A 17,069-nucleotide genomic window follows, 5' to 3' on the forward strand; every position below is an offset into this window, starting at 1 on the left:
CTGCCGCGGCCCCCCCCCCCGCGAGCCCGCGGAGCGGGTGGGGTGCCCGTCCCGCCCGCCGCCGGGCCCCCCGGGGCCCCCCCCGCCGGGTCCGTACCACCCGGCACCGTTCCCGCCGGGGGCCCACCCGCCGTTCCCGGCGGGTGCGTGGGCCCCCCACCCGCCGGCGCCACCGGCCGGGTGGGCCCTCCCGCCGGGCACGCCGCCGCACGACGAGCCGACGTCGTTCCTGCGGGCGATGCGCTCGCGCGACTGGGCCTGGTGGCGGCCGTTGCTGGGGCTGCTCCTGCTCGGGGTGGTCTTCCTCGTGGCCGGGGCGCTGCTCGGCGTCCTCGGCATCCTGACCGGGATCAGCCCCGACCTGACCCTCATCGAGCTCACCGACCCCGGCACCCTGCTGGTCACCAACGCGACCCTGGTCGTGGGCATCCCGGTGGTGTGGCTGGCCTGGGCCGTGGCGCACGGCATGGGCACGGGCTGGTCGTCGTCGGTGCTGGCCCGGTTCCGGTGGCGGCTGCTGCCCCGCCTGACCGTGCTGGCACTGGCCTCGATCGGCGTCGTCATCGGGCTGTCGGTGCTCGTGGGCGTGACCGTGGGCGGCGCAGAGGTGACCGGGCCGGTCCCGTCGTGGGGCTGGCTGCTGGTGGTGGTCCTGTTCACCACACCGCTGCAGTCGGCGGCGGAGGAGTACCTCTTCCGCGGCTACCTCAGCCAGGCGGTCGCCGGCTGGATCAGCGCCCCCCGCACGGGCGCGGTGGTCGCCGCGGTGGTGACCGGCGCGCTCTTCTCCCTCGCCCACCTGCCGCCGGACCTCGCCACCTTCCTCGACCGCTTCGCCTTCGCCCTCGCCGCCTCGGCCGTGGTGTGGTTGACCGGCGGCATCGAGGCGGCCGTGGTGATGCACGCGGTCAACAACGTGGTGCTGTTCGTGCTGGTCGCCCTGCTGGGGGACGCGGTGACCACGGACGTGGTGCCGGCGGGGCTCGTCCCGGTGTCGCTCGCCCTGACCGTCGCCGGCTTCGGCGGTTTCGTCCTGCTCGTCGCCCGCTGGCGGCGGCGGGCGCAGCCCGAGCTGCGCACGCCCGCCCTGGACCTGCGGCACCCGCCCGCGGTCTCCGTCCCGGCCCGCTGATCCGCCGACCGGGGGGTGGTGCGACCCGCCTCCGCGGCGTCGGGTACAGTTCTTCCCGGCGCCGCGAGGTGCTACCCATGGGGTATGGGGTAATTGGCAGCCCGACGGTTTCTGGTTCCGTTAGTCTAGGTTCGAGTCCTGGTACCCCAGCGAGGAAGCCTGGTTCCTCTTGCAGTACCGCACCACAGCACGGCCCCGTCGTCTAGCGGCCCAGGACGCCGCCCTCTCACGGCGGTAGCGAGGGTTCGAATCCCTTCGGGGCTACGCGACCGAGAGCCCCCGACCACCCGGTCGGGGGCTCTCGCCGTTCCAGGGGCGGCCTCGAGGGGCTGGTGGGCGCGCCGACACGTGCTCGAACGCGGTACGACCGAGGCGTCAGCGTGCGGAGCGGGAGATCGCCGCCGCGGCGTCCAGCACCGCGCCGACGACCTCCGGGCTGGGCCGGCGGCCCAGCCGCTCCACCGGGCCGGAGATGGAGACGGCGCCGAGCACCGACCCGCCGCCGTCGCGGACGGGCGCGGACAGGGAGGCGACGCCGGCCTCCCGCTCGGCCACGCTGTGGGCCCAGCCGCGGCGGCGGACGTCGAGCAGCGTGCGCGCGGTGAAGCTGGCCGAGGGCAGCAGCCGGGTCACCTCGTCGGCGGGCATGAAGGCCAGCAGCGCGTGGGCGGCCGACCCCGCCGTCATGGGCAGGCGCGCACCGACCGGGACGGTGTCCCGCAGGCCGCTGGTGCGCTCCGCCGCGGCGACGCACACGCGGGTCGCGCCGTCGCGCACGTAGAACTGGGCGCTCTCGCCGGTGACGTCCCGCAGGGTGACCAGGTGGCGGGAGGCGATCTCGCCGATGTCGGCCGTCCCGCGCCCGAGTTCGGCCAGCGCCGGGCCGGGCGCCCAGCTGCCGCTCTCGGTGCGCCGGACGAGGCGGTGCCCCTCCAGCGCGACGGCCAGCCGGTGGGCGGTCGCCCGGGGTAGACCGGTGCGCGCGACCAGCTCCGCGAGGGTGGCCGGCTCGTGCGCCACGGCGTGCAGGATCGACACCGCTTTGTCCAGAACCGCGACCGGGTTAGGCTGTCCCACACAGCAATACTCGCATCCCGCAGAGTGAGACAGTCAACTCGGGATCGACCAGTCACCCGAAGGGGACGCGCCCGTGCCGAAGACCCTGGCCGAGAAGGTCTACGACGCCCATGTCGTGCGCAGCACGTCGGGGGAGCCCGACCTGCTCTACATCGACCTCCACCTCGTGCACGAGGTGACCAGCCCGCAGGCCTTCGACGGTCTCCGGGCGGCCGGGCGCACGGTGCGGCGGCCCGACCTGACGATGGCGACCGAGGACCACAACGTCCCGACCCTGGACATCCTGAAGCCCATCGCCGACCCGGTCAGCCGGGCGCAGGTCGACGCGCTGCGCCGCAACGCTGCCGAGTTCGGCATCCGGCTGGCGCCCATGGGCGACCGCGACCAGGGGATCGTGCACGTCATCGGCCCGCAGCTGGGGCTGACCCAGCCCGGCATGACCATCGTCTGCGGCGACAGCCACACCTCCACGCACGGCGCGTTCGGTGCGCTGGCCTTCGGCATCGGCACCAGCGAGGTCGAGCACGTGCTGGCCACCCAGACGCTGCCGCAGTACCGCCCGAAGCAGATGGCGGTCACCGTGGACGGCGAGCTGGCACCCGGCGTCTCGGCGAAGGACGTCATCCTGGCCGTCATCGCGCAGATCGGCACCAACGGCGCCGCCGGCCACGTCATCGAGTACCGCGGCAGCGCCATCGAGGCGCTGTCGATGGAGGCCCGCATGACGATCTGCAACATGTCGATCGAGGCCGGCGCCCGCGCCGGGCTGATCGCCCCCGACCGGACCACCCTCGACTTCCTGCAGGGGCGGCCGCACGCGCCCCAGGGCGCGGACTGGGACGCCGCGGTGGAGTACTGGTCGACGCTGCGCACCGACGAGGGCGCGGTGTTCGACAGCGAGGTCGTCCTGGACGCCTCGACGCTGACGCCGTTCGTCACCTGGGGCACCAACCCCGGCCAGGGGCTGCCGATCAGCGAGCGCGTCCCCGACCCGGCGGAGATGGCCGACGAGGGGGAGCGGCGGGCCGCCGAGCAGGCGCTGGCCTACATGGGGCTGACCCCGGGCACCCCGCTCACCGAGATCGAGGTCGACACCGTCTTCCTCGGCTCCTGCACCAACGGCCGGATCGAGGACCTCCGCGTCGCCGCCGAGATGCTGCGCGGCAAGAAGATCGACCCGAACACGCGGATGCTCGTCGTCCCCGGCTCGGTCGGCGTGAAGAACCAGGCCGAGGCCGAGGGGCTCGACCGGGTCTTCGTCGACGCGGGGGCGGAGTGGCGCGGCGCCGGCTGCTCGATGTGCCTGGGCATGAACCCCGACCAGCTCAAGCCGGGTGAGCGCTCCGCCTCGACGAGCAACCGCAACTTCCAGGGCCGGCAGGGCAAGGGAGGGCGCACCCACCTGGTCTCGCCGTCCGTGGCCGCCGCCACCGCGCTCACCGGCCGCCTCACCGCCCCCGCCGACCTGATCGGAGCCTGACCCCGTGGACGCCTTCACCACCCACACCGGCACCGTCGCACCGCTGCGCCGCAGTGCCGTCGACACCGACCAGATCATCCCGGCGGAGTACCTCAAGCGGATCACCCGCACCGGGTTCGAGGACGGGCTCTTCGTCGCCTGGCGCACCAACGAGCCGGACTTCGTGCTCAACAAGCCCGAGTACGCCGACGCCTCGATCCTCGTCGCCGGCCCCGACTTCGGCACCGGCTCCTCCCGCGAGCACGCCGTCTGGGCGCTGCTGGACGGCGGTTTCCGCGTGGTGATGAGCTCGCGCTTCGCCGACATCTTCAAGAACAACTCGACCAAGGCCGGCCTGCTCACCGTCGTGCTGCCGCAGGAGCAGGTGGAGGCGCTGTGGGCGGCCGCCGAGGCCGACCCCACCACCCAGGTGACCGTGGACCTGCAGGCCAAGCAGATCACCTACGGCGACACCGCGGTGCCGTTCGAGGCCGACGACTACACCCGCTGGCGGCTGCTGGAAGGGCTCGACGACGTCGGCCTCACCGAGCGGCACCTGGACGACGTCGAGGCCTACGAGGTGCGGCGCCCCGCCTGGTTGCCCAAGGCGCTGCCCGCGCTGCCGGCTTAACGGGGCGCGTCGGGGTCGGGCTCGAGGTCGCGGTAGTAGTCGGCCACCAGCGCGCCCGGCCGGCCGCCGAGGGCCCACACGCTGCCCTTGGCGGCCGGCGGCGCGAGGCCGGGGACGCCGTGCCCGTGCACCCCGAGCGCCTGCAGCAGCGACGGGATGGCCCCGCCCTGGCTGCACAGCACCGTCACCCCGGCCTCGGGGGCGTCCGAGAGCAGCCGCTCGAGCGCGCTGAGGGCGGCCTGCGGGTCCTCCGCGAAGCACTCCTCCCCGAACTCGGGCCGGTCGTGCACCCGGAGCCCCACCTGCTCGGCCAGGGGTGCCACCGTCGCGCGGCAGCGCAGCGGCGGTGCCGCGGCCACCGCGCGGGGGGAGAACAGCGGTAGCGCCTCGGCCAGCCGCCGCGCCTGGCGTTCCCCCTTGGCGTCCAGCGGCCGCAGGTCGTCGGGGCCGTCGAAGTCCTGCCTGCTCCCCGCGCGGCCGTGGCGCACCAGCAGCACGCCCACCTCGCGTGGGACGTCGGTGCGGGCGGCGTCGGCGACCACCAGCCGGTCGTGCTCGTGGGTGACCTGCGCGGCGGCGGCGTCGGGGGAGAGCCAGCGCAGCTCGTCGACCTCGTCGTTGGCCGTGAACTCGCCACCGGCGCAGCGCATCAGCCAGTAGTCGACGCGCTTGGGGGCGCCGTCGACGGCGTAGCGGGTGGTCGGGGCGCGGCGCCCGGCCACCACGGCGAGCCCGGTCTCCTCGACCACCTCCCGGCAGGCCGCCTGCAGGGGGTGCTCGCCGGCGTCGAGCTTGCCCTTGGGCAGCGACCAGTCGTCGTAGCGCGGGCGGTGCACCACGGCGACCTCGATCCCGCCGTCCGCGGCCGGTCGCCAGAGCACCCCGCCCGCGGCGACGACGGTGCGGGGCTCAGCCGGCGAGCTCATGGACCCGCCGCATCAGCACCGCCTGGTGGTCCCGGCCCTCGAGCCGCTCCCAGCTGCCGTCGCTGCGCAGCTCCCAGCAGCGCACCCCGGGCCCCATCGCCGGCTCCAGGGCCTCCTGGAGCTGCGCCCGGGCCGCCTCGTCGCAGACCCGCAGCAGCACCTCCACGCGGCGGTCGAGGTTGCGGTGCATGAGGTCGGAGCTGCCGATCCACCACTCGGGGTCCCCGCCGTTGTGGAACGACATGACGCGGGAGTGCTCCAGGAAGCGGCCGACGATCGAGCGCACCCGGATGGTCTCCGAGAGGCCGGGCACCCCGGGCCGCAGCGCGCAGATGCCGCGGACGAAGAGCTCGACCGGGACGCCGGCGCGCGAGGCCTCGTAGAGCGCGTCGATGATCCGCTCGTCGACGATCGAGTTCGCCTTCATGCGGATGCCCGAGGGGCCGCCCTCGGCGGCGTGCCGGGCCTCGCGGCGGATCTTCTCGATCAGGCCGTTGCGGATGCCGTGCGGTGCCACCATGAGCGTGCGGTAGTTGGTCTGCCGCGAATACCCGGTGAGCACGTTGAACAGGTCGGTGAGGTCCGCGCCCACCCGCGGGTCGGCGGTCAGGATGCCCAGGTCCTCGTAGATGCGGGCGGTCTTCGGGTTGTAGTTGCCCGTGCCGATGTGGCAGTAGCGCCGGATGACGCCCTGCTCGCGGCGGACGACCAGCGCCGTCTTGCAGTGGGTCTTGAGCCCCACCAGCCCGTAGACCACGTGGCAGCCGGCGCGCTCCAGCGAGCGGGCCCAGCTGATGTTGGCCTCCTCGTCGAAGCGGGCCTTGATCTCCACGAGGACGACGACCTGCTTGCCCGCCTCGGCCGCCTCGATGAGCGCGGTCACGATGGGCGAGTCACCGGAGGTGCGGTACAGCGTCTGCTTGATGGCGAGCACGTTCGGGTCGGCCGCGGCCTGCTCGATGAAGCGCTGCACGCTCGTGGCGAACGAGTGGTAGGGGTGGTGCACCAGCACGTCGCCCTCGCGGAGGGTGGCGAAGACGCTCTTGGGCGTCTCGCCCTCGGAGAGCCGCGGGTGCGTGGCGGGGACGAACGGGTCGTCCTTGAGCTCCGGGCGGTCCAGGTCGTAGAGCGCCATGAGCGAGGCGAGGTCCAGCAGCCCCGGCACGTGGACGACGTCGTCGGGGGAGACCTCCAGCTCCGAGATGAGCACCTCGAGGATCCGCGGATCCATCGGCTCGGCCACCTCGAGGCGGACGGCGGGGCCGAAGCGGCGCCGGGCCAGCTCGCGCTCCAGGGCCTGCAGCAGGTCCTCGTCGCGGTCCTCCTCCACCTCGAGGTCGGCGTTGCGCGTGACCCGGAAGAAGTGGTGGTCGATCACCTCCAGTCCCGGGAACAGCTGGGCGAGGTGGGCGGCGATGAGGTCCTCGAGCGGCAGGAAGGTGGCCGTGGAGTCCGCCGACTCGACCGGCACGAACCGCGGCACGTTGTTGGGCACCTTCAGCCGGGCGAACCGCGGGGCGCCGGTGTCGGGATCGCGCACCGACACCGCCAGGTTCAGCGAGAGCCCGCTGATGTAGGGGAAGGGGTGCGCCGGGTCGACCGCGAGCGGGGTGAGCACGGGGAACACCTGGTCGCGGAAGTAGTCGCGCAGCCGGCGGGTGTCCTGGTCGGCGAGGTCCTCCCAGTGCACGAGCCGGATGCCCGCCTCCTCCAGCCGCGGCAGCACGTCCTTGTTGAAGACGTCGGAGTGGCGCTGCACCAGTTCCTGGGTGCGACCGGTGACCAGTTCGAGCTGCTCCCGGATGGTCAGCCCGTCGGGGGAGCGCACGGTGAGACCGGTGTTCTGCCGGCGCTTCAGGCCGGCGATGCGGACCATGTAGAACTCGTCGAGGTTGGTGGCGAAGATGGCGAGGAACTTGACCCGCTCCAGCAGCGGCAGGGACTCGTCCTCGGCGAGCTCCAGCACGCGCGCGTTGAAGTCGAGCCAGGACAGTTCCCGGTTCAGGTAGCGGTCGGCGGGCAGGGCATCGGTCCGGGGAGCGCTCTCTGGGGCCACGTCCTCATCGTGCCGTACCCACCCGGCTCGCGAGCACCGGTGAGGCCCGCACGAGCCCGCTCGTGCGCGGGCCGGCGCCGAGCTCCAGCGCGGCCCGGAGGTCGGCGGGGACGTCCACGTCGCGCTGCAGGCCGGGCCACGCGCCGGGCAGCCGGACCGCGCCATCGGCCTCGTGGGCGTGCGCGGAGCCGCGGCCGAACCGCGGGCGCAGCGGGGCCCCGGCGGCGGTCAGCAGGGTGGTGCCCGTCCCCTGGGCGTCGGCCACGAAGCACCGGGGTGCCGCCGCCGCGGCGGCCAGCGCGGCGTCGAGCTCCCCGGGGCGCAAGGCCGGGAGGTCGGAGGAGAGCGCGGCCACCTGCGCGCTTCCGGCCCACCGGGCCCCGTGCTCGAGGGCGGGGTTGAGGCCGCGGTCGGGCTCGTCGGGGACGACGTCGGCGCCGAGGTCGCGCACCAGCTCCGCGGAAGCCGCCTCGTCGGTGACGACGACGACAGAGCCCACCCGCGGGCAGGCCAGCGCCGCGGCGACCGTGTCGGCGAGCAGGGCGAGGACCAGGGCGCCGTGGTCACCGCCGGGGCCGGCGGTGAGCGGCCGCAGCCGGGTCTTGGCCGCCGCGAGCCGCTTCGCCGGGACGACGACCGACCATGTGGACACGGCCCCACAATGTCAGCACGCGGTCGCTCGGCGGCCCGCCGGACCGGGACCCGGTGGTCCGGGCCGGGTGGGACGGGTCGATCATGGGCGGGCTCACACCAGAGGGAGGCGGGTCGGTGACGGAAGAGGCGTCCCCTCATGGCACGACCCCGTCCGGGCACGCGCGTGGCCGGCCGGAGAGCCGGTGGCGCACCCGCGGGCGGATCTCGTTCCACCTCTGGCTGTGCATCCTGGTGATCTACCCGGTCTCCTCCCTGATGTTCCGGCTGCGCTACCACCACATCGAGCGCATCCCCGTGCGCGGGCCGGTCCTGCTCGTGGTCAACCACGTCTCGGTGCTCGACCCGCTGGCCTGCGCCCGCCTGGTGTTCGACCGTGGGCGCATCCCGCACTTCCTGGCCAAGGAGGCGGTCTTCAAGGGGCCGGCGGGCACGATCCTGCGGGCCGCGGGGCAGATCCCGGTGGCCCGGTACTCGTCGGCCGCCCGGGGTTCGCTGGACGCGGCGCGCGCCGACCTGCAGGCCGGCAGCATCGTGGTGATCTACCCCGAGGGGTCGGTGACGCGGGACCCCGCGTGGTGGCCCATGCAGGCGCGCACGGGCGCGGCGCACCTGGCGCTCACCACCGACGCCGTCGTGGTCCCGGTGGCGCAGTGGGGACCGCAGCGGGTGCACGACTACCACGCCAGGAAGCTGCACCTGCGGCTGCGCACGCCCGCCGACTACCTGGTCGGCGAGCCGATCGACCTCTCGGCCCTGCGCGCCGAGGTCCGGGCCGGCCGGCCGCTGGACGCCCCACTGCTGCGGGAGACGACCGACCTGATGATGACGAGGGTTCGCCACCAGCTCGCCGAGCTCCGGGGGGAACCGGCCCCGGCCGCCGTCCACCCCGGTCCGGGGCGCTCGCGCCCCGGCGGCGCCGCGGGGAGCGCCGCGTGACGCGCGCGGCGGTGCTCGGTGCGGGTTCCTGGGGCACCACGTTCGCCAAGGTGCTCACCGACGCCGGGTGCGAGGTCCGGCTGCACGCGCGGCGGCCCGAGCTGGTGCGGGCCATCTGCGACCACCGGGAGAACCCCGACTACCTGCCGGGCGTGCGCCTGCCCGACCGGCTGCGGGCGACCGTCGACCCGGCCGAGGCGCTCGACGGCGCCGAGGTCGTCGTGCTGGCGGTGCCCTCGCAGTCGCTGCGCGACAACCTCACGTCCTGGTCCGGCCTGCTGCCGCCGGACGCCACGCTGCTGTCGCTCATGAAGGGCATCGAGCTCGGCAGCACCATGCGCATGAGCGAGGTGATCTGCGAGATCACCGGCTCCGGGGCGGGGAGGGTCGCGGCGCTGTCCGGCCCCAACCTGGCCCGGGAGATCGCCGAGGAACAGCCGGCGGCCACGGTCATCGCGTGCTCGGACCCGGACCGGGCCGCGGTCCTGCAGGCGGCCTGCCACACCCCCTACTTCCGGCCCTACACGAACCCGGACGTCGTCGGCTGCGAGCTGGGCGGAGCGGTCAAGAACGTCATCGCGCTGGCCGCCGGCATCGCCGAGGGGCTCGGCTTCGGCGACAACACCCGCGCCTCGCTGATCACCCGCGGGCTGGCCGAGACGGCGCGGCTGGGGCTCGCACTGGGCGCCGAGCTCACCACGTTCGCGGGACTGGCGGGGCTGGGCGACCTGGTGGCGACCTGCAGCTCGCCGCTGTCGCGCAACCGCACCTTCGGCGAGAAGCTCGGCCGGGGCATGAGCGTCGAGGAGGTGCAGGCGAGCACCCGGCAGACCGCCGAGGGCGTGAAGAGCTGCCGCTCCGTGCTCGACCTCGCCCGCGCGCACGGCATCGACGTCCCGATCACCGAGGCCGTCGTCCGGGTGTGCCACGAGGGCGAGGCGCCGGCGCAGATGGTGCGGGAGATCATGTCGCGGGAGGCGAAGCCCGAATGAGCAGCGAGCTGGGCGGTCACGGGGACGGGACGCGGTCGGTCCGGGCGGGGGAGGACCCGGCGGTCCCGGGCGCGCCGCTGCGGCCCTCGCCGGTCTTCGCCGCACCCTTCCACCTCGGGGACCGGCCGCCGCGCGCCGGCGGGGCCGACGCGTACGCGCGGACCGAGCAGCCGACGCTCCGGCACTTCGAGGACGCCGTCGGGGAGCTCGACGGCGGCCGCTGCCTCTCCTTCGCCACCGGGATGGCGGCGCTCACCGCCGCGGTGCTGTCCTGCGTCGGCAGCGGTGACCGCGTCGTCCTGCCGTCGGACGGCTACTACACGACCCGCCTGCTGGCCGCCGAGGAGCTGGCCCGGTTCGGCGTCGAGGTGCGGTACGTGCCGACGCCGGAGATCGAGCGGGTGGCCGCCGAAGGGGGTCTGGCCGGGGCCCGCATGGTCCTGCTGGAGACGCCGAGCAACCCGCAGCTCGACGTCTGCGACATCGCCGCGGTCGCGGCAGCCGCGCACGCGGCCGGTGCGCTGGTCGCCGTCGACAACACCACCGCCACCCCGCTGGGCCAGCGCCCCCTGGCGCTCGGTGCCGACCTCACCGTCGGCAGCGACACCAAGGCGCTCACCGGGCACAGCGACGTCCTCCTCGGGCACGTGACCGTGGCCGACGACGCCCTGCACGCGGCGGTGAAGGGCTTCCGCGACCGCACCGGCAGCACGCCGGGGCCCTTCGAGGCGTGGCTCGGACACCGCTCGATGAGCACCCTGGACCTGCGGCTGGCCCGCCAGGCGGAGAACGCGGCCGCGGTCGCCGAGCTCCTCGCGGGGCACCCGGCCGTGACCGGTCTGCGCTGGCCGTGGCGGCCGGAGGACCCGTCGTTCGCCCTCGCCTCCCGGCAGATGCTGCGCCCCAATGGCGTCGTCTCCGCCGAGCTGCCCGACGAGGCCGCCGTCGCCCGGCTGCTGGGCGCCAGCCGGCTGTGGGCGGCGGCGACCAGCTTCGGCGGGGTGCACAGCACCATCGACCGGCGGGCCCAGTGGGGCGGGGACGCCGTCCCGGAGGGCTTCGTGCGGCTCTCCTGCGGCATCGAGGACACCGCGGACCTGGTCGCCGACCTATCCCGCGCGCTCGACGCCCTCGGCTGACGCGGACCGGCGGCGGGTGCCGGCCACCGTGAGCCAGATGCTCACGCCGAAGTAGTAGGCGAGGTAGACCATGCTCACCGCGACGACCAGCGGGTGGGGATCGGGGTACTGGACGATCAGGACGGCGAAGGCGACCAGCCAGACCGCCGCCAGCCCCAGGTTCACCCCCCGCAGCAGCTTGGTGCGCGACGGGTAGACGTACTTGACCGGCACGAACACCAGGACGGTCAGGACGGCGAGCGCGATGCCGACGCCGGTCGGGCCGACGTCCAGGACGATCGCGTAGAAGGCCACCACGTTCCAGTAGCTCGGGAAGCCGAGGAAGTAGTGGTCCTCGGTCTTCGCGTCCACCCGGCAGAACTGGTAGCAGGAGGCGAGCAGCGGCAGCGCGGCCAAGACCCAGCCGAGCGCGCCGCCGGGCAGCCGGTCGGTCGTCCAGAGCAGCACGATCGGCGCGAAGACGTAGGTCAGGTAGTCGACGATGTCGTCCATCCGGGCGCCGTCGAACCAGGGGATCGTCTCCTTGACCCGGAACCTCCGGGCCAGCATCCCGTCGGTGCCGTCGATGAACAGCGTCGCGAGGATGAGCCACAGGGCCGTCTCCACGGCGCCGTCGAAGGCCGCGAGGACGATGAGCAGGCCGAGCACCGAGCCGCTGGCGGTGTACAGGTGCACCGCCGCGCCGGCCAGGCGCAGTCCTGGGGAGTGCCGGGGCTCGTCGGTGGTGCGCGCGGCCCCGGGTGCGGTCTGGTGAGCTGGGTCGTCGGGCACGGCGACGAGGCTGCCACACCACGCCCGGCCCGGCGGACCGACGCGTGCACCGACGTCGCGGCGGGGGCGGCGTCGGGGCCTCGGTTAGGGTCGCGTCGATGAGCGGACAGCAGGGCAGGGTGCGTGTGGCCGTCGTCTTCGGCGGGCGGAGCGAGGAGCACGCCATCTCCTGCATCTCCGCCGGCAGCGTCATGGCCGCGCTGGACCCGGAGCGCTACGAGGTGGTCCCGGTCGGCATCGCGAAGGACGGGCGCTGGGTGCTGCCCGACCCCGGCCAGCGGCTGGCGCTCACCGACGGCGCGCTGCCCGAGGTCACCGGGGGGACGGCGGTCTCCCTCGTCGGCGACCCCGAGGCCCGCGGACTGGCCGTCCTCCAGCCCGGCGCCGCGGTCGGTCGGGCGCTCACCGAGGTCGACGTCGTCTTCCCCGTCCTGCACGGGGCCTTCGGCGAGGACGGCACCGTCCAGGGCCTGCTGGAGATGACCGGGCTGCCGTACGTGGGCTCGGGGGTGTTCGCCAGCGCCGCCTCCATGGACAAGGAGTTCACCAAGAAGCTCCTCGCCGCGGCGGGCCTGCCCCAGGGTGACCACGTCGTCCTGCGCGACGAGCACGGCGCGGTCTGCGCGGACCCCGTCCTGCTCTCCGAGGCACAGCGCGAGCGACTCGGCCTGCCGGTCTTCGTGAAGCCCGCGCGCGCCGGCTCGAGCATCGGCATCAGCAAGGTCACCGACTGGGCGCAGTTCCCGGCGGCGGTCGCGGCGGCCGCCGCGGTGGACCCGAAGGTGATCGTCGAGGCCGCCGTCCCCGGCCGCGAGATCGAGTGCGGCGTGCTCGCCGCGCGCGGCTCGGGCCTGCCCGAGGCGAGCCTGCCCGCCGAGATCCGGCTGCGGCCGGGGGTGGACTGGTACGACTTCGCCGCGAAGTACCTCGACGACGCCGCGGAGTTCGACATCCCGGCCGACCTCACCGCCGAGCAGCTCGCCGCCGTCCAGGACACCGCGCGCCGCGCCTACCTGGCGCTGGACTGCCGCGGGCTGGCCCGCGTCGACTTCTTCCTCGGCACCGGCCCCGACGGCGCGGACCGCCTGGTGATCAACGAGGTCAACACCATGCCCGGGTTCACGCCGATCTCGATGTTCGCCCGCATGTGGGGCGCCACCGGGGTCGACTTCGGCGAGCTGGTGGACCGCCTGGTGAGCGGGGCGCTCGCCGGCGGCGCGCGGCCGGGCCGGTGAGGGCCGGGCGGCCGGGCCGTGGCGGAGGCGCCACCGGTCACCGGATCGCCCCGGGCCTCCTCCTGGCCGCCGTGCTCCTCGCTGCCTGCGGGCGCGCGGTCGACGGCGTCGCCACCGCCGCCCCGGCCTCCGACCGACCCTCCGCACCGGCGGAGCTGGAGGAGCTCCTCGTCGAGGAGGTGCCCTCCGGGCTGCCGCGACTCCCCGACGACGAGCTCGAGCCGCCGGCCGGGGAGAAGCGGCTCGAGGACGTCGCCGCCTACGCGCCGGACCCGGAGCGCGAGATGGCGGTGCTCGCCGACTACGGCTACCGGTACGGGTGGGAGCGCTTCTGGGGGCGGGAGTCCGGCCCCATGACCGGCCTGTTCGTCGACCAGTTCGAGCAGCGGGCCGGCGCCGGCGCCTACGCCGAGGCCCTGGCCCGCAACGACGCCGACCTCTACGGCGGCGTCCTCAGCGTGGACCCGCCCGAGCTGCCGGCGAACTGCCGCCTGCTGACCGTGGAGACCCCCGTGCCGGACGCCGGGCTGACCGACCCGGCGGCGTTCGCGTGGTGCTGGCACGGCGTGTTCAGCGTGTCGGTGACGTCCGTGGCCGGGTCGGTCCCCGAGGCGGTGCGGGAGGTCGGCGCCGTCCTCGAGGAGCAGCTGGCGCTGCTGCCGCCGGCGTGAGCAGGCGCGGGCGCTCAGGGACCGGGCACGGGCTCCTGGTAGGGGAGGGCCTCGGCCAGCGGCACGGTGAGCGCCGTGACGGGGGCGCTGTCGACGCCGGGGGGCAGCCGCACCTCGACGTAGACGGGGCGGTCCACCGCCGTCCACACCGTCGCCTCGGGGTCGCTGGTGTCGACGTGCCACTGCACGCCGTTGATCTGGATGGCGGACGCCCCGACGGTCCACCCGGCCGGCCGCTCGACGCCGCAGGTCAGCACCACGGGCGGCTCGCCCCAGGCGTAGACGTTGGCGCGTTCGGAGCGCACCCGGCGCGAGGGCTCGCCGGCCAGCTCCAGCGGCAGGTTGCTCATCAGCGCGGTGCAGGACTCCTCGGCCTCGGGGCCGAGTTCCGGGCTGTCGAGTTCGAGCGTCGGGAGGTCCTCGGGGCGGACCGGCGTGACCCCGTCGACGGCGGCCGGGCCTTCGGACTCCGGCGGGATCTCGCCGCCGCGCAGGTTGACCAGCACGACGAGCGCGATCACCACCGGGAGGGTGACCGCCGTGATCAGGATCGCGGCCCGGCGGAGCGGGTCCACGGGGGGAGCGCTCAGATGTTGACGACCGGGCAGGTCAGCGTCCGGGTGATGCCGTCGACCGACTGCACCCGGGCGACCACGAGCCGGCCGAGCTCGTCGACGGTGTCGGCCTCGGCGCGCACGATCACGTCGTACGGGCCGGTGACGTCCTCGGCCTTCGTGACGCCGCTGATCTCGCTGATCGTCTTGGCGACCTGGGCCGCCTTGCCGACTTCGGTCTGGATGAGGATGTAGGCGTGGACCACGGGAGATCCTTCCTCCGGCAACAGTGCCGAGACGTCGTCCCCGCCGGTTGGCGGACTCGTCGGCAACCTACCGCAGCGACTGGAGAGCATCGATGAGCCGACCCCGCCCCCTGGTCCCGCGCGGCGATCCGGCCGACACCGTGCGGGTCGTCGGCGAGTTCGGCGTCATCGCCCGGGTGCTGGCCCGGTCTGGCACCGCGGCGGCCGCCGAGGTCGGACCCGGCGACGACGCCGCCGTCGTGCGCACCCCGGACCGCCGGGTCGTGGCCACCACCGACGTGCTGGTGGAGGGCCGGCACTTCCGGCGGGACTGGTCCTCGGCCGAGGACATCGGGCACAAGGCGGCCGCGGCCAACCTGGCCGACGTCGCGGCGATGGGCGCCCGGACGACGGCGCTCGTGGTGGGGCTGGCCTGCCCGCCGGAGACGCCCACCAGCTGGCTGGAGGGGGTCGCCACGGGGCTGGCCGACGAGTGCGCACCGCAGGGGGCCGCCGTCGTCGGCGGGGACACCGTGGCGGCCGCCCCCGGCAGCACCGCCGTCGTCCTGTCGGTGACCGCCCTGGGCGACCTCGGTGGGCGGGCGCCGGTGCTGCGCTCGGGCGCCCGGCCCGGGGACGTCGTCGCGCTGGCCGGGCGGCTGGGGTGGTCGGCGGCCGGGCTGGCGGTGCTGCGCCGCGGGTTCAGCAGCCCGCTGGCGGTGGTGTCGGCGCACCGGCGCCCCACGCCGCCGTACGCGGCCGGGCAGGTGGCGGCCGATGCGGGCGCCACCGCGATGTGCGACGTGAGCGACGGCCTGCTCGCCGACGCCGGGCACATCGCGGAGGCCAGCGGGGTCGTCCTCGACCTGGACCGCGCGGCGTTGGTGCGGGCGTGCCTGGAGCCGGTGGGCCCGCTCCAGCAGGTCGGCTCGGCGCTGGGGGTGGACCCGATGGCGTGGGTGCTCACCGGTGGGGAGGACCACGCCCTGCTGGCCACGTTCCCGCGGAAGGTGGCGCTGCCCGCGGGGTGGACGCCGATCGGGGTGGTGCGGCCGGGGAAGCGCGGGCCGGACGTGCGGGTGGACGGGGTCACGGCCGCCGACGTGCTGGCCGCCGTGGGAGCGGAGAGGGCGGGGCATGCGCACTTCGGCTGAGCGGGAGCTTCGGGACGGCGCGGCGGTGCGCCTGCGGCCGCTGCCCTACGAGGACCCCCTGGCGCAGCTCCTGGTGGAACAGGTGCAGCAGGAGTACGTGACGCGGTACGGCGGCCGCGACGAGGCAGTCGTCGACCCGGGGGAGTTCCGCCCGCCGGCCGGGCTGTTCCTGGTCGCCGAGGTGGCGGGGGAGCCGGCCGGGTGCGGCGCGTGGCGGGCCTACCCGCCGGGTGGTGCGGAGATCAAGCGGGTCTACGTCGCGCCGGGGTTCCGCCGGCGGGGGCTGGCCCAGGTGCTGATGGCGGAGCTGGAGGCCTCGGCTGCCCGTGCCGGGCACCGCACCGTGGTCCTCAACACCGGGCAGCGGCAGCCGGAGGCGGTCGCGCTGTACCGGGAGCTCGGCTATGCGCCGGTCCCCGGCTACGGGGTGTACGCCTGCTCGCCGGAGGCCGTCTTCCTCGGCAAGGAGCTGCCCGTGCACGCGGAGGAGCCGACATGGGCGTCGTGACGATCTCGGCGCCCTACGGCGCCGCGGGGGCGGAGGTGGCGCCCGCGGTCGCCGCGCGGCTCGGGCTGCCGTTCCACGACCGCGCGATCCCCGCCCAGGTGGCCGGGCGGCTGGGGGTACCGCTCGAGGAGGCCGAGGCCAACGACGAGACGGTGGTGCGCGGGCTGTGGCGGCTCGTCGCGTCGCTGGGCACCATGCCCGACCCGGTGGGCGGGGTGGTGCCGGGGGCGCCGCTGCCCGACACACGGGCCTACCGCGACCAGACCGAGCGGATCCTGGCCGAGATCGCGGCCGGCGACGGCGGCGTGGTGCTCGGCCGGGCCGCGATGGTCGTGCTGGCCGACCGCGCCGACGCGCTGCACGTCCGGCTGGACGGGCCGCGGGAGCGGCGGCTGGCCGCGGCGGTGGCCCGGTCGTGGCGGCCCCGCGAGGAGGTGGCCCGGGAGATGGCGGCCAACGACCGCGCGCGCGAGGCCTACGTCCGGCACTTCTACCGCCGCGACCCGGCCGATCCCCGCCTCTACCACCTGGTGGTGGACGCGACCGCGTTCCCGGTGGAGACCGTCGTGGACCTCGTGGTGACCGCCGCGCGCGGGCGGGGCATCGGGGGCTGAGGCGCGCACGCGAGGAGCCCCGGAGGTCGGTGACCTCCGGGGCTCCTCGATGTCTCGCGCCCCCTCAGGGGGCCTGCGTCACGCGCGGGCAACCTTGCCGGCGCGGATGCACGACGTGCACGCGTTGATCCGGCGACGGTTGCCGGGGGCGATCAGCGCCCGCACGGACTGGATGTTCGGGTTCCAACGGCGCGGCGTGCGGCGGTGCGAGTGCGACACCGACATACCGAAACCGGGGCCCTTGCCACACACATCGCACACGGCAGCCACGGTGGATCACTCCCAGAAGAATCGTTCACAGACGGCGGGGCAAGG

General features: G+C 75.0%; 19 protein-coding genes and 2 tRNA genes. 13 read left to right on the forward strand and 8 right to left on the reverse strand.

Annotated elements, in window-relative coordinates; all coding sequences use genetic code 11:
- Positions 1–238: 238 nt before the first annotated feature.
- From ACI792_RS14200 to ACI792_RS14210, 3 genes are all read left to right on the forward strand, one after another.
- A complete protein-coding gene (locus tag ACI792_RS14200) occupies positions 239–1,132 on the forward strand; it encodes a CPBP family intramembrane glutamic endopeptidase (protein WP_456579091.1) in 894 nt (297 codons plus the stop codon).
- 78 nt (positions 1,133–1,210) lie between these two features.
- Positions 1,211–1,282, forward strand: a tRNA-Gln gene (locus ACI792_RS14205).
- Between the two features lie 41 nt (positions 1,283–1,323).
- Positions 1,324–1,396 (forward strand) — tRNA-Glu (locus tag ACI792_RS14210).
- 111 nt (positions 1,397–1,507) lie between these two features.
- On the opposite strand, the gene ACI792_RS14215 is transcribed toward ACI792_RS14210, so the two are convergent.
- The gene (locus ACI792_RS14215; RefSeq protein WP_456603164.1) at positions 1,508–2,170 is read right to left on the reverse strand and encodes an IclR family transcriptional regulator; all 663 of its coding nucleotides are present in this window, start codon (positions 2,168–2,170) and stop codon (positions 1,508–1,510) included.
- Positions 2,171–2,282: 112 nt separating this feature from the next.
- On the opposite strand from ACI792_RS14215, the gene leuC reads away from it, so the two are divergent.
- The gene (gene leuC / locus ACI792_RS14220) at positions 2,283–3,689 is read left to right on the forward strand and encodes a 3-isopropylmalate dehydratase large subunit (RefSeq protein ID WP_456603165.1); all 1,407 of its coding nucleotides are present in this window, start codon (positions 2,283–2,285) and stop codon (positions 3,687–3,689) included.
- Positions 3,690–3,693: 4 nt separating this feature from the next.
- Complete coding sequence (leuD, locus tag ACI792_RS14225) at positions 3,694–4,299, forward strand: 3-isopropylmalate dehydratase small subunit (RefSeq protein ID WP_456603166.1); 606 nt, start codon at positions 3,694–3,696, stop codon at positions 4,297–4,299.
- Here leuD and ACI792_RS14230 read toward each other — a convergent pair.
- From ACI792_RS14230 to cofC, 3 genes are read right to left on the reverse strand one after another with little or no spacing between them, the layout of a single operon-like run.
- Positions 4,296–5,225, reverse strand: coding sequence for an NUDIX hydrolase (locus ACI792_RS14230; RefSeq protein ID WP_456603167.1), 930 nt, complete (start codon positions 5,223–5,225; stop codon positions 4,296–4,298). The genes leuD and ACI792_RS14230 overlap by 4 nt on opposite strands.
- The gene (locus ACI792_RS14235; RefSeq protein WP_456603168.1) at positions 5,209–7,281 is read right to left on the reverse strand and encodes an RNA degradosome polyphosphate kinase; all 2,073 of its coding nucleotides are present in this window, start codon (positions 7,279–7,281) and stop codon (positions 5,209–5,211) included. The genes ACI792_RS14230 and ACI792_RS14235 overlap by 17 nt, the downstream gene beginning before the upstream one ends.
- 4 nt (positions 7,282–7,285) lie before the next feature.
- Positions 7,286–7,933 carry a 2-phospho-L-lactate guanylyltransferase gene (gene cofC / locus ACI792_RS14240; protein WP_456603169.1) on the reverse strand — a complete coding sequence of 216 codons (648 nt, stop codon included), beginning with the start codon at positions 7,931–7,933 and terminating at the stop codon, positions 7,286–7,288.
- Positions 7,934–8,049: 116 nt separating this feature from the next.
- Between cofC and ACI792_RS14245 the strand changes: the two genes are divergently transcribed.
- The 3 genes from ACI792_RS14245 to ACI792_RS14255 are packed head-to-tail and all read left to right on the forward strand — an operon-like array spanning position 8,050 to position 11,002.
- A complete protein-coding gene (locus tag ACI792_RS14245; protein ID WP_456603170.1) occupies positions 8,050–8,871 on the forward strand; it encodes a lysophospholipid acyltransferase family protein in 822 nt (273 codons plus the stop codon).
- Positions 8,868–9,863: an NAD(P)H-dependent glycerol-3-phosphate dehydrogenase gene (locus ACI792_RS14250; RefSeq protein ID WP_456603171.1), complete on the forward strand. Its 996-nt coding sequence runs from the start codon at positions 8,868–8,870 to the stop codon at positions 9,861–9,863. Before ACI792_RS14245 ends, ACI792_RS14250 begins: the two co-directional genes overlap by 4 nt.
- Complete coding sequence (locus ACI792_RS14255; protein ID WP_456603172.1) at positions 9,860–11,002, forward strand: cystathionine gamma-lyase; 1,143 nt, start codon at positions 9,860–9,862, stop codon at positions 11,000–11,002. The genes ACI792_RS14250 and ACI792_RS14255 overlap by 4 nt, the downstream gene beginning before the upstream one ends.
- On the opposite strand, the gene ACI792_RS14260 is transcribed toward ACI792_RS14255, so the two are convergent.
- Complete coding sequence (locus ACI792_RS14260; protein WP_456603173.1) at positions 10,973–11,773, reverse strand: CDP-alcohol phosphatidyltransferase family protein; 801 nt, start codon at positions 11,771–11,773, stop codon at positions 10,973–10,975. The two genes, ACI792_RS14255 and ACI792_RS14260, sit on opposite strands and share 30 nt — an antisense overlap.
- A gap of 98 nt (positions 11,774–11,871) precedes the next feature.
- On the opposite strand from ACI792_RS14260, the gene ACI792_RS14265 reads away from it, so the two are divergent.
- Together ACI792_RS14265 and ACI792_RS14270 are read left to right on the forward strand one after the other, a co-directional pair.
- Positions 11,872–13,008 (forward strand): D-alanine--D-alanine ligase family protein, encoded by a 1,137-nt coding sequence (locus tag ACI792_RS14265; RefSeq protein ID WP_456603174.1) that lies wholly within the window; start codon positions 11,872–11,874, stop codon positions 13,006–13,008.
- Between the two features lie 71 nt (positions 13,009–13,079).
- Complete coding sequence (locus ACI792_RS14270; RefSeq protein ID WP_456603175.1) at positions 13,080–13,679, forward strand: hypothetical protein; 600 nt, start codon at positions 13,080–13,082, stop codon at positions 13,677–13,679.
- A 14-nt stretch (positions 13,680–13,693) separates the two neighbouring features.
- Here ACI792_RS14270 and ACI792_RS14275 read toward each other — a convergent pair whose 3' ends face one another.
- Together ACI792_RS14275 and ACI792_RS14280 are read right to left on the reverse strand one after the other, a co-directional pair.
- Entirely contained in the window at positions 13,694–14,254 is a 561-nt protein-coding gene (locus tag ACI792_RS14275) for a DUF3515 domain-containing protein (protein WP_456603176.1), read from the reverse strand.
- A gap of 11 nt (positions 14,255–14,265) precedes the next feature.
- Positions 14,266–14,499 carry an Lrp/AsnC ligand binding domain-containing protein gene (locus tag ACI792_RS14280; RefSeq protein ID WP_236824589.1) on the reverse strand — a complete coding sequence of 78 codons (234 nt, stop codon included), beginning with the start codon at positions 14,497–14,499 and terminating at the stop codon, positions 14,266–14,268.
- A 92-nt stretch (positions 14,500–14,591) separates the two neighbouring features.
- Between ACI792_RS14280 and ACI792_RS14285 the strand changes: the two genes are divergently transcribed.
- From ACI792_RS14285 to ACI792_RS14295, 3 genes are read left to right on the forward strand one after another with little or no spacing between them, the layout of a single operon-like run.
- Complete coding sequence (locus ACI792_RS14285) at positions 14,592–15,632, forward strand: thiamine-phosphate kinase (protein ID WP_456603177.1); 1,041 nt, start codon at positions 14,592–14,594, stop codon at positions 15,630–15,632.
- Positions 15,616–16,140: a GNAT family N-acetyltransferase gene (locus ACI792_RS14290; protein ID WP_456603178.1), complete on the forward strand. Its 525-nt coding sequence runs from the start codon at positions 15,616–15,618 to the stop codon at positions 16,138–16,140. Before ACI792_RS14285 ends, ACI792_RS14290 begins: the two co-directional genes overlap by 17 nt.
- Positions 16,128–16,754 carry a cytidylate kinase-like family protein gene (locus ACI792_RS14295; protein WP_456579075.1) on the forward strand — a complete coding sequence of 209 codons (627 nt, stop codon included), beginning with the start codon at positions 16,128–16,130 and terminating at the stop codon, positions 16,752–16,754. Before ACI792_RS14290 ends, ACI792_RS14295 begins: the two co-directional genes overlap by 13 nt.
- Before the next feature lie 78 nt (positions 16,755–16,832).
- On the opposite strand, the gene rpmB is transcribed toward ACI792_RS14295, so the two are convergent.
- Complete coding sequence (gene rpmB / locus ACI792_RS14300) at positions 16,833–17,024, reverse strand: 50S ribosomal protein L28 (protein WP_305999814.1); 192 nt, start codon at positions 17,022–17,024, stop codon at positions 16,833–16,835.
- Between the last annotated feature and the right edge of the window lie 45 nt (positions 17,025–17,069).

The organism is Blastococcus sp. SYSU DS0669 (assembly GCF_054050895.1).

Excerpts from the sequence above, each read along its gene's own strand:
- ACI792_RS14290 (WP_456603178.1), top strand. The coding sequence starts at position 15,616 with ATGCGCACTTCGGCTGAGCGGGAGCTTCGGGACGGCGCGGCGGTGCGC.
- ACI792_RS14285 (WP_456603177.1), top strand. The coding sequence starts at position 14,592 with ATGAGCCGACCCCGCCCCCTGGTCCCGCGCGGCGATCCGGCCGACACC.
- ACI792_RS14200 (WP_456579091.1), top strand. The coding sequence starts at position 239 with ATGCGCTCGCGCGACTGGGCCTGGTGGCGGCCGTTGCTGGGGCTGCTC.
- ACI792_RS14265 (WP_456603174.1), top strand. The coding sequence starts at position 11,872 with ATGAGCGGACAGCAGGGCAGGGTGCGTGTGGCCGTCGTCTTCGGCGGG.
- ACI792_RS14295 (WP_456579075.1), top strand. The coding sequence starts at position 16,128 with ATGGGCGTCGTGACGATCTCGGCGCCCTACGGCGCCGCGGGGGCGGAG.
- ACI792_RS14230 (WP_456603167.1), bottom strand. The coding sequence starts at position 5,225 with ATGAGCTCGCCGGCTGAGCCCCGCACCGTCGTCGCCGCGGGCGGGGTG.
- ACI792_RS14255 (WP_456603172.1), top strand. The coding sequence starts at position 9,860 with ATGAGCAGCGAGCTGGGCGGTCACGGGGACGGGACGCGGTCGGTCCGG.